Origin of the sequence: Vibrio sp. 99-70-13A1, assembly GCF_013114625.1 — a bacterium.
Lineage (GTDB): Bacteria > Pseudomonadota > Gammaproteobacteria > Enterobacterales > Vibrionaceae > Vibrio.
In genome coordinates this window covers 1-14,491 of sequence record NZ_VTXD01000029.1, presented here as the reverse complement: position 1 = coordinate 14,491, position 14,491 = coordinate 1, and the positions used below count along the sequence as shown (strand labels likewise).

11 protein-coding genes and 1 tRNA gene are annotated in these 14,491 nt (G+C 39.7%); 5 read left to right on the top strand and 7 right to left on the bottom strand.

What is annotated here, in order from left to right:
* Positions 1-35: 35 nt before the first annotated feature.
* From F0226_RS16645 to F0226_RS16635, 3 genes are all read right to left on the bottom strand, one after another.
* Positions 36-126: transfer RNA gene (locus F0226_RS16645), tRNA-Ser, on the bottom strand.
* A 182-nt stretch (positions 127-308) separates the two neighbouring features.
* Positions 309-2,111: a DUF3413 domain-containing protein gene (locus F0226_RS16640; protein ID WP_171736700.1), complete on the bottom strand. Its 1,803-nt coding sequence runs from the start codon at positions 2,109-2,111 to the stop codon at positions 309-311.
* A 28-nt stretch (positions 2,112-2,139) separates the two neighbouring features.
* Positions 2,140-2,367 (bottom strand): YejL family protein, encoded by a 228-nt coding sequence (locus tag F0226_RS16635; RefSeq protein WP_137374661.1) that lies wholly within the window; start codon positions 2,365-2,367, stop codon positions 2,140-2,142.
* A gap of 84 nt (positions 2,368-2,451) precedes the next feature.
* Between F0226_RS16635 and yejK the strand changes: the two genes are divergently transcribed.
* Together yejK and F0226_RS16625 are read left to right on the top strand one after the other, a co-directional pair.
* Complete coding sequence (gene yejK / locus F0226_RS16630; RefSeq protein ID WP_171736699.1) at positions 2,452-3,453, top strand: nucleoid-associated protein YejK; 1,002 nt, start codon at positions 2,452-2,454, stop codon at positions 3,451-3,453.
* Between the two features lie 132 nt (positions 3,454-3,585).
* Positions 3,586-5,025, top strand: a complete 1,440-nt coding sequence (locus F0226_RS16625) for an Hpt domain-containing protein (protein WP_171736698.1) — start codon at positions 3,586-3,588, stop codon at positions 5,023-5,025.
* Between the two features lie 152 nt (positions 5,026-5,177).
* Here the strand turns inward: F0226_RS16625 and nhaC are convergent, their stop codons facing one another.
* Positions 5,178-6,614, bottom strand: coding sequence for a Na+/H+ antiporter NhaC (gene nhaC / locus F0226_RS16620; RefSeq protein WP_171736697.1), 1,437 nt, complete (start codon positions 6,612-6,614; stop codon positions 5,178-5,180).
* A gap of 507 nt (positions 6,615-7,121) precedes the next feature.
* Here nhaC and asd point away from each other — a divergent pair.
* Together asd and F0226_RS22695 are read left to right on the top strand one after the other, a co-directional pair.
* The gene (asd, locus tag F0226_RS16615) at positions 7,122-8,237 is read left to right on the top strand and encodes an aspartate-semialdehyde dehydrogenase (protein ID WP_171736696.1); all 1,116 of its coding nucleotides are present in this window, start codon (positions 7,122-7,124) and stop codon (positions 8,235-8,237) included.
* 113 nt (positions 8,238-8,350) lie between these two features.
* A complete protein-coding gene (locus F0226_RS22695) occupies positions 8,351-8,902 on the top strand; it encodes a type II secretion system protein (RefSeq protein ID WP_171736695.1) in 552 nt (183 codons plus the stop codon).
* On the opposite strand, the gene F0226_RS16605 is transcribed toward F0226_RS22695, so the two are convergent.
* Positions 8,903-9,898 carry a PstS family phosphate ABC transporter substrate-binding protein gene (locus F0226_RS16605; protein ID WP_171736694.1) on the bottom strand — a complete coding sequence of 332 codons (996 nt, stop codon included), beginning with the start codon at positions 9,896-9,898 and terminating at the stop codon, positions 8,903-8,905.
* 216 nt (positions 9,899-10,114) lie between these two features.
* Between F0226_RS16605 and F0226_RS16600 the strand changes: the two genes are divergently transcribed.
* Complete coding sequence (locus tag F0226_RS16600) at positions 10,115-12,109, top strand: EAL domain-containing protein (RefSeq protein ID WP_171736693.1); 1,995 nt, start codon at positions 10,115-10,117, stop codon at positions 12,107-12,109.
* Between the two features lie 148 nt (positions 12,110-12,257).
* On the opposite strand, the gene F0226_RS16595 is transcribed toward F0226_RS16600, so the two are convergent.
* Together F0226_RS16595 and F0226_RS16590 are read right to left on the bottom strand one after the other, a co-directional pair.
* Positions 12,258-13,097 carry an ion transporter gene (locus F0226_RS16595; protein ID WP_171736692.1) on the bottom strand — a complete coding sequence of 280 codons (840 nt, stop codon included), beginning with the start codon at positions 13,095-13,097 and terminating at the stop codon, positions 12,258-12,260.
* A 179-nt stretch (positions 13,098-13,276) separates the two neighbouring features.
* Positions 13,277-13,915 carry a YchE family NAAT transporter gene (locus F0226_RS16590; protein ID WP_171736691.1) on the bottom strand — a complete coding sequence of 213 codons (639 nt, stop codon included), beginning with the start codon at positions 13,913-13,915 and terminating at the stop codon, positions 13,277-13,279.
* Positions 13,916-14,491: the final 576 nt, after the last annotated feature.

The following is a 14,491-nucleotide window of genomic DNA, read 5'->3' as shown; positions in this document are numbered from 1 at the left end:
AAAAGCCGCTGATTTCTCAGCGGCTTTCTTTAATGTGGTGGAGGGATAGGGATTTGAACCCTAGAACCGCTATTAACGGTTGCCGGTTTTCAAGACCGGTGCTTTCGACCACTCAGCCATCCCTCCGTTGGCGTGCATAATATAAGGGTACAGAGATCTTGTAAACCCCTAATTTGCATAATTAAGTTCGTTTGTCTGTTTTATGTACATTGACGATAATAAAAAAGGAAGCAATGGCTTCCTTTTTTAATTTAGCTAGATATTTATATCAACTCAGATAGGTTTTACTCTTTAATTTAGCTCGTTACCTAGTCTGTTTTTGTATAGAAGCGCTGTAATTCAGTTAAACCTTGCATCAATACTGGAAGGCGAGGGTTTGTATCTTTTAAGCGTTTGTAATTCTGATCATAAAGTTTGTAGTTACCAAACTTATCTAGCACTGTAGTTTGTTTTGGTGTGACGAGAGCAAGCTCTCTTGAGTCACCCGCTAAAATCCATTTTCGTTTGCCTTCATCAAAAATATTTCGACCACTACTGAAATCTGTAGGGTTTGAAGACACGCCTAGTAAATCTTGAAGCAGCGTTACTGATAAATCTAAATGGCTTGAGCGATGAGAGTATTCCGTCGCTTTTTTACCTGGCCAATTGATTATCATAGGGACTTGCAGTTGGTAACGGCTGTAGTTGGAATTTGCTCCCCAGCTGTTAGTCTGCGTTTCATTAAATTCAGTACCATGGTTTGAAGTGATAATCACAACGGTATTTTTATCTAATTCTAAACGCTCTAATTCTTCATAAATCTTAGACAAATGTGCATCAGCGGCTTGTGCTGCTTGACGGTAATCTTGTTTAAATCGTTCGCTAGGGCTTAGAAGGCTGCGTTTAGGCTGAGTCTCACTCGAAAAGTTATCCAAGGTCGTTAACTCAATGAAGTTAAACCACGGATCGTTGGTTGCTGATGTTTCTAACCATGAAGCCCAAGCTGTAACAGCACTTGCATCATCAAAGGTTGATTCATAATCGCTGAGTGTTTTATTTCGGAAAATCACTTCGCTGTATAAATTGTCATCAAAATTGTCACCGCTGAAAGCGGCAAACTGATAACCGTTATGATCCAATACATCGAGTAATACAGAGCTTGAACCTTGCGCTTTTATACTGCTTGAGTAGCTACTTGGTAATCCGTAAAACAACCCAAATACGCCATACATATCATTGCTTGAACTGTAATGGTTCGTGAAATTGATGCTGTTCTGTGCGTAAGCATAGCTCGCTGGCATTGAATCCGCATTTAGTGTATCTGAACGTAGGTTATTTACGCTTACCACTAAAATGTTTAAATCATCACTTCGGCGATTATATTGAATGGTTTCTAATGGGTAACGAACAAGATCAACATCACCTTCGCTATCTTTTAAGCGTTGGAGGTAGTCTTCTCTATCCAATAAACCATGCTTTTCCATGAAGCTTTTAGCTGTCATTGGGTAAGAAAGAGGGAAATTGGCTTTCTGGTTCGTAATTGGGTTATAGAAATACGCATCAGCCCAAATATAAATGACATGGCTTGCCATGAAGCACAGGAAGAAGACTGCGGCTAAAGGGCGACCTACGTGTTTGTGCGCGAGTTTACGCTGCTTACGCCATACCCACTCGGATAAGCCAAGTTGGAGCAGGAAGATAAGCGGCATAACAATAAATAAGTGCTGAAGATCGGAGCTGATCGCCGTTTGTTCTTCGCTAAACAGTAATTCCCACACCACAGGGGTCAGATGGAGATTAATAGTTTGATAGGTTTGGGTATCAATTAGGAGAACAGTTAAGCCTATGGTGGCAAAACATATAGCAACCAACCGCAGTAATTTCTTTGCGGGTAATACAAAAGTCAGTGGAAATAGCACTAAAAGGTAGAGAGCGAAAACCAAGAAGCCGAAGTGACCAACCCAAGATACAGCTAAATAGAATTGCCCTAATAAGGTTTCAGGCCAAGCCGATTGGGTAATATAACGAGTACCGATCAACATCGCAGCAATGATGTTGAAGAATGCAAACCAGTGTCCCCAGCCAACAAGGCGAGAAACACGATCGCTATATGAGTTTGCGCTGTCTACCATTTATTATTCTTTTATCCGTCTGTCAGTCTTAGTGGGATTTAGTGTCATCTAATGAAGAGACTAAAGCCTCTGCAAATTTTTCAGCAATTCCTTTGCGTTGTGAAGCAGCAACATTTGTATTTAAGACATTGGTTGCGATATTTCCAGCGATCATCAGTGAAAGTTCTGGTGAAGCTTTATGCTTAGAAAGTACAGCACCTACTTCAGCTAGGATATTTTCAACTTGTTCATCTGTGTATTTAGATATAATCGGCATAAGGACTCTAATAATGATAGTAAAAGCGGCTTATGATAACCTACTATTCATGACAACTGAAACCTGAACGATAATATTTTCATTATGAGCCTTCACCTTTCCAACGTAATTTTACATCAGCTAAGAAAGAATGATCAGGAAGAACTGATTGTTAACTATCGAGCTGAATCTTTAAATAACGATTCTTCATCTGAAAGCCTTGTTGCCGAGCTTCATCGAGTTTTTAATTCGAAAGCCGGCAAAGGATTTGGATCTTTTAAATCTGACAGCGAATTTCAACTATGGTTGCAAGAGCTGCGTAAAGGCGAACGAAACTTTTACGATTTCTCTCAACAAAGTGCGCTACGTCTAAAAGATGAGCTATCGAAGTACCCATTTGCAGATGAAGGCACTTTGATTTTAGCCGAGTATCAATCACTTGCTACTGATTACCTGTTCATTGGTTTACTGCCTTCTAATGAAAGCTTGAAAGTCACTGAGGGTTTAGATATCAGCGCAACTGATTATCTGGATATTTCAAAAATGGATATTGTCGCTCGTGTCGATCTTTCGACTTATGAGACCGACAAAGAATCGAACCGCTACCTTGCTTATATTAAAGGGCGCGTAGGTCGTAAAGTTGCCGATTTCTTCTTGGATTTTCTACAAGCTGAAGTGGGTTTAGATACTAAGCAGCAAAACCAAGTGCTAATGCAAGCCGTTGAAGATTTTGTTTCTGATTCTAAATTAGAAAAAGAAGAAGCCATTAGCTATAAAAAACAAGTGGCTGATTACTGCAATGAACAGCTTAAAGCGGGCGATGAAGTTCAAGTTCGCGAATTATCTGGTGAACTGCCAGCAAGCACAGATGGCACTAGCTTTTTCGACTATACTAACGAGCAAGGATATGAGCTAGAAGATAGCTTTCCTGCCGATAGAGCAACTATGCGCAAGCTTACAAAATATGTAGGTGCTGGTGGCGGTTTAAATGTCAGCTTTGATAGTTTGTTATTGGGTGAGCGTATTTTTTATGATCCAGAGACAGACACGTTAACGATTAAGGGTACACCACCAAACTTGCGAGATCAGCTGACTCGTAATAAATAATGTGTTCTAGCGGTAAATAATTAAAAATAAGCGATGATAGGATGTCATCGCTTTCAACATTTTGCATAAATATCGATAATTTGGCTTTCTCTAAAAGCTTACGTCGTTAAATAGTGTCGCAAAGGAAACTAGATGGAACTATCAGTCACGATCCCTCAAAAGCCATCCATTCGGCTAAAGCTATTCATAATCATTGCTTTTATATGGCTATTGCCTTCACTTACTCTTCTTCATATAAGTCGTTCTTATAACCAGTCGCTTGAAAGCGTAGAAGAACTGGGTACCCGAATTATCGAATTGCGTCAATCTATCTACCATGAAGAGCCATTACGAATCACCAGAGTCAATAATCTCGCCTTAGATGCTCAATTAGTCTATTCGATTCGCTTACAAATTGAATCTGAATTTAAAGATTCTTGGTTTCTTCCTGATATCAATCAGTTGCTGTATTCGACGGACCAGTTTTTAGAAAAATTTAATGAATTCAGCCCTCTTGAAAGCCAACTTCAGAATTTGGTTAGTGATATAAAATTACAACGTTCAAATGAACAGTCATCTGAATATTTTAAGCGACTGCTTAACGAGTTAGGTGTGGTTGTTTTTGAAGCTATTTATTCTGACAGCCAATCTTCCCCGGCAATTTATCGAACGTTCGATTCTATATTAGAGGCATCTTACGATTTAGATTTAACTGAACAACAAGAGATTCAGAAGATGTTAGCCGAAGGCTCAGGGGTGCTAGGTGATTACGCAAGGCTCAATTACATCATTGAAAAAATGAAACAAAACTCTGCTCAAGAGCAGATTATCCTTGTCGAAGCTAAATTCCATGAAGGGCAGTTTTATTTTTTACTCGGGATGACCGCTATTAACTTCGTGTCAGTTTTCTCTGTTATTGCTCTGTTCACTTTAGCAAAAGTTGCTTCGCAGAGAGAGGAGTCACCACCTGCTAGTAGTACTTCTGATAAACATACAGATAGTATTCTTCAAAACCATATTGAAGAGCTGTCTCAAAATACTTTAAGTAATCTACCAAATAATCGACCAAGTGATGTTTCAAGCAATATTGAGCAAAGCGGTGTTTCATATTCGAATGACTTTCCGGCTAAAAGTTCAATTCAAGACAGCTCAAGCCTGTTTGATGGGCTTAATCCAGAAAATTGTAGAGCGAAGCAAGTGATGAGCGCTCAAGAAATTAATATGACAGGAGCCAATTCTAGCTCAACTAATGACTCTACAATGGTTATTGATATACCGGCAATGCTTGAAAATTTAGATGATGATGAAGAATCTGTGGCTTTGTTGCTCTCTGTGTTTATTCAAGATCATGCTCAGGATGCAGATAAATTTAAGCGATTATTAGCAGAAGATTTAGTTTCGGCTTTGCGAGTTGTGCATAGCCTTAAAGGTGTCGCAGGCAGTATTAAAGCTGATCGATTAGGTACAATATCATCCAGCATTGAATTGGCATTGAAGCAATCTAACTTGGTATCTGAAGCCGATTTAAAGGAGTTAGCTGATGCTATCTGCGCTACGGTTAAAGCGGCTCAGGAATATGTTTCAGATGACTAAAGTTGGAAGCTATTACTTCTGAAGGTGAATAGGCAAAGAGATATAACTAGCTATCTATATTCATACTTGACCGTTTCAGTCGGAGAATTACAATGAAAAAGAGCGCCTTATTGGGCGCTCTTTTATGTTTACAGGGTTCTTAATTTAAAGATTTAAGCTGATTGTTTACTTAAATCCGCTTGAACGTTTTCTTCGGCTGCTGGTGCAGTCGGCTCACATTTATCAACAAACCAACCCATGTAAGACGTCACAATAGTCACGATAATACAAATGAAGCTTAGCCACATGAAAGGCGCATAAGACAGTGTAGCCACACCAAGAATACTTGCCATATAAATACCATTGTCACTCCATGGCACCATACCTGAAGTTAATGTCCCGCCAAACTCAGCATTACGTGAAAGGTTCTTACGCTTATAGCCAAGGCGGTCATAGTTCTTCGCACAAATCTTTGGAGTGAGAATCAAAGAAACGTACATAGCTGAACCGAATACGTTACCCATGAATGCTGTGGCAATCGTACTGGTTGCTAGAGAACCTGCACTATTCACGCGTCGCTCGAATATTTTAGCTATCGTTTCAAGTACACCTACCTTATCAAGCAGACCACCAAAGCCTAAACCAAATACGATAACAGCGACAGAGCCGAGCATTGATGACATACCACCGCGGTTGAGTATCGAATCAATAAATTCAACGCCTGATGAAATAGAGAATGGTGCCCAAGCGGTATTGAATGCAGTTAAGAAATCGATGTCTTGAATCATCACCGCCCAGATAATACCGAGTAGAGAACCGAAACTGATAACTGGGAAAGAAGGCATACGGAAAGCAAGCAAGCCAAGAACGATCAGAACAGGTACGAAAGAGTAAGGTGTAATGTAGAACTGGACTTCCATAGCTTTAATGACTGATTCAACTTGAGTCATGTCAACATTACCTGCGTAGTGAAATCCAAATGCAGTAAACATGATGCCCGTAATTACATAGCTAATTAAGGCTACTGGCAGCATTCCCTTAATATGCTCAACAACTTCCACATTTGACATAGAAGAAGCAAGGATCACTGAATCAGAAAGTGGCGACATTTTATCACCGAAATAACAGCCAGAAAGCACGGCACCAGCTGTGATAGGTGCTGGAACGCCAAGCCCTTGACCAATTCCCATCATCGCGATACCAGCTGTACCAGCCGCTCCCCAAGAAGTCCCCGTTGCTAGAGCAGTAAGTGAACAAATGATCATAGTAGCAAGAAGGAAAATTGAAGGGTGAATCGCTTTAAGACCATAGTAAATAATGGTAGGTACTATGCCTCCTGAGATCCAGGTTCCGACAAGCGCACCAACAGCTAAAAGTATTAAAACAGCCCCTAAGCCATTAGATATTCCGTTTAATGCTGATTTCTCTAGATCTTTATATTCATGACCGAGTCGAATACCAAGCCCAATGATAATAAACCAGCCTATATAAAGGGCGAGTTGAATTGGGAGATCAAGTTGTGCTGTGAAAGAGAATGCGAGTGATAAAAATAATCCTAACGCTATGACTACCTGTAACAGGCTAGGTAGGCGGGTTATTCGTTGCTGCATAGAAGCCTCTTGTTATTTCGAGCATTTGTAGTGCTTTATTATGGGGTGGGGTACGCAGTGGACACTACATTAATTAGTTTATTATATCGAAAAAATACGCAAAGGTTGTGATATTTGACTATTAAATATATATCTTGTGGTTTTATGGTCTAATTATTTGTTAAATTCATGGTTGTTACATGTTGATTTCTGTCGCACGTTGTTTTCGTTATGTGAAGTATTATTCTGCTTAACTAATAATCGTTAGTGGTAATTTCTGTTTAATTGAAATAAATAAAGATAATATTTAGTGCATTTTTTGTTCTACTTCTTGATGGTTAGGATAAAAACAGGCGATTAATCAGTGCAATAAGCTCTGGGTTCTCAATATGGATAACTCCATGATTCACCGTGTTCACTTAAAAGAAACGAAAAACTTACAATTTTTGACAAAAAGCACTTGAGTTCTTTGGCTGAAAAACTTATAGATGGGGATAAGCAATTTAATTTTTACATGGAGAGTTCGAGATGAGAGTAGGTCTAGTCGGTTGGCGTGGCATGGTTGGTTCTGTACTAATGCAGCGTATGGTTGAAGAAAAAGATTTTGATCTTATTGAACCTGTTTATTACAGCACATCTCAAATTGGTATTCCTGCACCGGTTTTAGGCGGTAAAGACGCGGGCATGCTACAAGACGCTTTTGATATTGAAAGCCTCAAACAATTAGATGCAATCATTACCTGTCAAGGTGGTGGTTACACCGAGAAAGTTTACCCAGCATTGCGTCAAGCGGGTTGGAAAGGTTACTGGATCGATGCTGCTTCTACGCTTCGTATGAATGCAGACTCTATCATTACACTAGACCCTGTAAACTTGGCTCAAATTCAGCAAGGCATTCATAGCGGCACAAACACTTTTGTTGGTGGTAACTGCACCGTTAGCTTAATGCTTATGGGGCTTGGCGGGCTTTATGAAAAAGGTCTAGTTGAGTGGGTAAGCGCAATGACTTACCAAGCAGCTTCTGGCGCCGGTGCTAAGAACATGCGTGAATTGATTTCTCAAATGGGAGTGATCAATGACAGCGTAAGTTCTGAATTGGCTAACCCATCAAGCTCAATTCTTGATATTGATAAAAAGGTTGCAGACACTATCCGTTCAGCATCATTCCCAACTGATCAATTTGGTGCGCCACTTGCTGGTTCATTGATCCCTTGGATTGATGTGAAGCGTGAAAATGGTCAGAGTAAAGAAGAGTGGAAAGCTGGCGTTGAGGCTAATAAAATTCTTGGCCTAGACGGTGCGCCAATTCCAATTGATGGTACATGTGTTCGTATTGGCGCAATGCGTTGTCATGCTCAAGCTTTAACTATCAAGCTTAAGCAAGATGTGCCAATGGATGAGATTGAAGAAATTATCGCGACTCATAATGATTGGGTAAAAGTGATTCCAAACGATCGCGACATTACTGCACAAGAGCTGACTCCAGCAAAAGTAACGGGCACAATGTCTATTCCTGTTGGTCGTCTTCGTAAGATGTCTATGGGTAATGACTTCTTGAACGCTTTCACTGTTGGTGACCAATTACTATGGGGTGCTGCAGAACCACTTCGTCGTACACTACGTATCATTCTTGCTGAGAAGTAGTATCTGTAAGAATTTTCTGAAAAGCACCTTAAACGGTGCTTTTTTCATTTTAGCTGACAAGTTCTTTACAAGATGGCGATAACGTAGCCCCCGAATATCAAGAAGGGGTCCCCATGAAAACGAAAGGTTTTACATTAATTGAGCTAATTGTTGTCATTGTTATTTTAGGTATATTAGCCGTAGTTGCTGCCCCAAGGTTTCTTAATTTACAAGACGATGCCAGAGCTTCCGTTATTCAAGGCGTGTCTGGTGTTCTTAATAATGCAGCTGGTATTGGCTTAGGCAAGGGAGTGTTAGCTGGGTTAGAGCATAAAGCATGGGCTGGTTCCAATACTTCAGATGATGAAGGGCGAGAATACCACTACGGATTTCCTGCAACAAAACCTAATGGAATGCCTAAATTCATCGTTTTAGATTCTTCAAATAACCTTTCTAAAGATCCAGAGTTTGTTTGGGCAGTTTATGATAACTACAGCCCGGGATATACAGTACCTGTGTATATGATTTTTACGCTATCAGAATTAGTCGAAGCAAAAACACATTATCCTTATCCAACGAAAGAAGAAATAGAAGCGACACAGTGCTATTCTCGTTATGAAATTCATGCTTTTGCTGATAGTTCAGGTGCGACAGCAGAAGTCGTCACTGATACTAGCGGGTGTTAATTATTCTTGATATAAAAACTGTTCAAAATTTTGGCTTAGATCTTCATTGTTAAATACAGATCCTGTTTTCCCTTGTTGTAGAATGCTTCGCGCTTTGTCGTACATTTCTGATGATAGAGGAATATAACCGGATTTGGTAACTGCTCTATGGATATTGTCTTGATGAAAGTAGAGTTCTAAAAAACGCTTTAATGAAGCTCGGTTATCTAAGGCGGATTTATTCACATAAATAAAAAGTGGTCTTGATAAGTCCCCATAAAGCCCGTTTGTTACGTTCTCAACGCTAGGCAGTGTCGCTGCCCCATCTTCATTCACAATGGCGATAGCTTTTAACTTATCTTGATTCGACGAGTAATAAGCAAACCCCAAGAAAGCCATTGCGTATCTATCAGCCGCCACTTCAGCCGTCATGGCATTGTCATCTTCATTCGCTATGTAATCTTGGCGACTTGTTTCTTTATCCAGTACGACATCGACAAAATAATCATAAGTGCCAGAATCAGAGCCAGGTCCGTGTAAATTCAAAGGTTGATTGGGGTAGTGTGCGTTAACTTTTTCCCAAGTATTCAGTTTTTGTTCTGAGGGCGCACGCCAAATTTTATTGAGCTGTTCTAAAGAAAATGAATTAACCCAATTGTTTTGTTTATTTACGACAACCGTTAATGCATCTAGGGCTACAGGCAGTTCTAAAAATTCAATTCCATTTGCTTTGCACAATGCTTTTTCAGTTTCTTTAATCGGTCTTGATGCGTTGGATATATCGGTTCTTCCACGGCAGAATTTGCGAAAGCCACCACCTGTTCCCGTAATCCCAATGACCACCTGCGTTTTAGTCCCTTCCGCTAACATGAACTGTTGTGACAACTGATAAGTGATTGGGTACACAGTGCTTGAGCCTTCAACTTGGATTAAATCTTTTGCCCACACGAAATCGGCTGAAACTAAAGTAAAGCTAAATAAGAGTCGAGTGATTAGAGCGAACAAAGTGTTAGGCATTATTTTTAAGCATAGTGAAGGTGGAAAGACCAATAGGATAATTGGTGAAAAATATAAATCTTCTCAATAGTTTAAACAACTCATTGAATAAAAGTTCATCAAACTTTCATGAAAGTCATAAAACTCTGGAGATTCACTAAATTGAAATAATTCTGACTTATGGTTTAAAGCTTCTGTTTTTATTCTTATTTTTGGTCATCAAACTCGTATCGTCATATGAAACGTAAGTACTTATTTACATCACTATTAGCTGTGTTAGTCATCACATTTACTTCGGCACTTGTGTCTCAATCCACTCATTTGCTGGTTAAAAAATCTCCGTTAGCGGAAGCAGCAGCAGAGATAAAGGTTAATGGCACATTAGCGTATTTGTGGTTTGATGAAATTATGTCGGGTGATACCGCCCAATCAATACAGGAAGTATGGTACTACCTTGAAATTGCCGATTGGCATGTCGTTGCTCTGTTAGAGGGTGGTGAAAGTATCATGGGGAGCTATCAACCTGTTGATGACCCTGAAATTCGTAAACGACTTATCGCCTTACGCGAGATGTTGGCTGATTTCAGGGTTAAAGCTGAAGCGAACTATCAGCATATTCAATCAGACCGTGCTGTTGTGTTCAGTTCCGTGCGACGTGATGAGCAATTTTTAGAATTTGCGAGTAAGGCTGATGATATACAGCGGGTGATTAAAGCCAGTTATGAGCTTGGGATTGATAGTTACACGAGAACCAGTATTACACTTATTCTTGCTGTCATTGTGATTGCCGCTTATTCCATTCGAATCCAGCATAAGTATGAGAAAAATAGAGACTCTCTTTTACAGTCTTTGACGGATGCCAAAAGTGCCATTGAAGAAAAAAACACTCAATTACATAACAGAGCATACTTTGACCCACTTACTGGTCTACCCAATCGTTCATTGTTTTTAGATCGGCTTAACCAATCTATCCTCAATGCTGAACGCTCAAAAAAATCGTTTGCTCTGCTTTTTATCGACCTTGACCACTTCAAAGAAGTGAATGACCAGCATGGTCATGATGTTGGTGATCAGCTGCTTAAGCTGGTGGCAAAACGTATTAACCACTGCATACGTGTGACCGATCTATCTGCTCGTTTCAGTGGTGATGAGTTTGTCGTGGTACTTGGTCACCTTGCTGATGTCAGTAAAGCTATCAGTGTTGCGAACAAAATCGCGTCACAAGTCAATGATGCCTTAGCGGCTCCATTTCAACTTGGAAGTGCTAATGTCCACGTTTCTGCAAGTATTGGTATTTCTATTTATCCGGAAGACAGCGCGACACAAGATAGCTTGATTCGTTACGCAGATAACGCCATGTACCATGCTAAATCAATGGGTAAGAACAACTTCCAGTTTTATTCAAAAGAGCTTAACCGCATTGCAATGTCTCAGAAGGACACGGAGACTGCGCTCAATATCGCGATCGAAAACGATGAATTTGAGCTTCATTATCTTCCTAAATGGCACTTAGCAACGGAAAAAGTAGAAGGTGTTGAAGCATTAGTTCGATGGAAGCATCCAACTAAGGGACTGTTGAACCCGAATGATTTTATTCCAGTTGCTGAATCTACCGGGCAAATTAGGTTACTTGATTTATTGGTTACTCAAAAGGCACTTAACCAGCAGAAACGATGGTTAGAGCAGGGAGTCGATCTTGGCATTATAGGAATCAATATTTCAGCAAGAAGCCTTAAACATCCAGAGTTTTTTGAGCGATTAAAAAACATTATTGTAGATTCAAATGTGTCTACGAATAAGCTTGAAATTGAAATTACTGAAACGGTGATGGTGGAAGACATTGAACTTGCACAAGTCATTTTCTCGGAGCTTAAACAATTAGGTGTAAGAATTGCGTTGGATGATTTTGGTACGGGGTTTTCCTCGCTTTCTTATTTGAAGGATTTTGATTTTCAAACACTTAAAATTGATCGAAGTTTTGTTATGGATTACACATTGAATAATACCTCGCAGGTCTTGCTCAAATCGATTATTCAACTAGGCAATGAATTGGGCGTATCAGTTGTCGCTGAAGGGGTTGAAACGAAACAACAGCAGCAAGACTTGTTTGATATGGGCTGTTTAACAGGGCAGGGTTTTTATTTATCTAAACCTCTAACTGCCGATGCATTAGTAGAACAGTTAGTAAAAAGTGATAAAAGTAATGTGGTTAAGTTAGAGATAGCAGGCTAGCTATCTCTATGGCACGAGATATCTTAATAACACAAGTTATCTCTATAGCAAGGCGCCTATCTAACAAGATATCTCTATATGGCACAACCTGCTTTATTGGCTCCTAAGAACCACCGCCTAGAGAGGTGGTGATTGTTTTGCTGAATGCCTATTCTGGAGTGGTAATTCTTTTATCTGGGTCTGCCAGTTCACTGCCACAATATTTACAATGCATCGCGTCACTTTCATGACCTGATTTAGAACAGTTAGGACATTTTACTAATGACTTATGCGAGTTCATTTCTTGATTCAGTTCAGCAGTAATGATCCCTGTTGGAACCGCTAAAATTGAATAGCCCAGCAGCATGGTAATAGAAGCGATAGCTTTGCCTATGCTAGTTTGCGGAACCAAATCACCATAGCCCACGGTTGTAATGGTCACAATCGCCCAATATATGCTTTGTGGGATTGAAGTAAAGCCGTGCTTTGGTCCTTCTATAACGTAAATTATCGAGCCTAAAATGATGACTAAGATGCCAACAGTACTAAAGAAAATTAGGATCTTTCTTTTAGCCATCAAGAGAGAGCGCAATAAGATATTAGAGTCTTGCAAATAGCGAACTAATTTTAGGATTCGGAAGATTCGCATCACGCGCAGCATTCTAATCACGCTGATATAAGCCGCTGTAGGGAAGAAAAGCGCAAGATAAGTCGGGAGAATTGCTAGTAAATCGATGACACCGTAAAAGCTACCAGCATAAGCTTTTGGTTTCGGTGAGCAGTAAAGGCGTAGTAAGTATTCAATAGTGAATAGGCCAGTGAAACCAAATTCTAAATACATGAATACGTCTGACCATTGCTCATTTAAAGCTGGGATGGAATCTAAAACCAGCACAATCAAAGAAGCAATGATCGCAATAATTAAGCCGATATCAAAAGCTCTTCCTGCTGGCGTGTGCGTACCAAAGATAATGACGTATAAATGATGCTTAAGTGAGTGGCGAGACATAAGTTGGCGCTGTAAATACTATGATTTTTCAATAGTACCGTTTTCACTTGAAAGAGGCGAGGGTAGAGCTCACCTCTACGTTCCTCACCTCAGCGTTCTAGTTGCGGTATTCAGTGCTTAATCGAATGAACAACACTTGGTTACCAAGACTTGATAACCAGATAGACAGTCAATATGGGTTAAGCAAGCCCTGGGAAGAGGTTTCTTAATCCATTCGCAATGAATTCAATACCAAGTGCACCTAAAATTAAGCCCATGATACGAGTAATCACATTGATGCCTGTTTGCCCCAAAAATCTCACTATGACTGGGGCTGAACGAAATAGCATCCATGAACATAAAGCAAAGGCGACAATACTCAGGGCAATTCCAAATGTATCAATTGCTGCTGGGTAGCGAGAACCGTACACGATGGTTGAGCTAATCGCACCAGGACCAGCCATTAACGGCATAGCCAGTGGAACCACGCCAATTTGTTCTTTGCTTATGTATTCTGATTTTTCCTGCTTGTTTTGTTTATCTTCACCTAACTTACCGCTCATCATCGAGAAAGCGATGCTAAGCAGAAGTAACCCGCCCGCTACGCGAAACGAATCTAAAGAAATGCTGAACATATCAAGCAGCATTTGCCCAGCCACTAGCGACACCATCAGAATAACTGCAACGGCAATATTTGCTTGTAAGGCTGTCCTATTCCTTTCTTCTGGAGGCATGTGAGCCGTAAGAGAAACGAACACAGGCATGATGCCAATAGGGTTAACTGCGGCAACTAAACCTAGAAAGAATTGAAGGAATATTGCCAGTTCTAAATTTTGCATATTGTTGAACCTCCAAATGACCGAAGTAGGTGAATTGGGCGTAATGTAATGCAGAAATGAAGAAACAACTAATGAAAAAAACTAAGTTAAATAGCCTGTTTTTTTGTAGAAAAACTAATGAAGAGAAAAGGGCTAGGAGAGTGCTGTCATTTTAGTTTCACGATGAGTATGGATGCTGTAGTAAAAGAGGGAAAAAGAAATATTTTTGTTACGTTTGAAGCAATCATTGCTTCGTATATGAGATTGAGTTGATAAATTGTTAACAGATGCACAGAATTAATAAAATTCGTGTCAAAATCTGGTGAGTTGCAATTTGATGGATATACTCCTAGTGGCACGTATTTATCCATGTACATGTAACTTAACTGACTAAAAATGAAACTTTTTTACAGAATATGACAAGGTGTATACGAAAATGTTTTGTTTGCTTGTTTTTTATTCAAATTTAAAATGTGATTTAAATCTATATAAATCATTTGGTTAAGTGTTGTTTTGCGAGTGTTGTACTACTTTTTGGTTAATTATTTTTTGGTAACTGATCTGGGTCAATTTTTTTCATACCCTGAAATAATATAC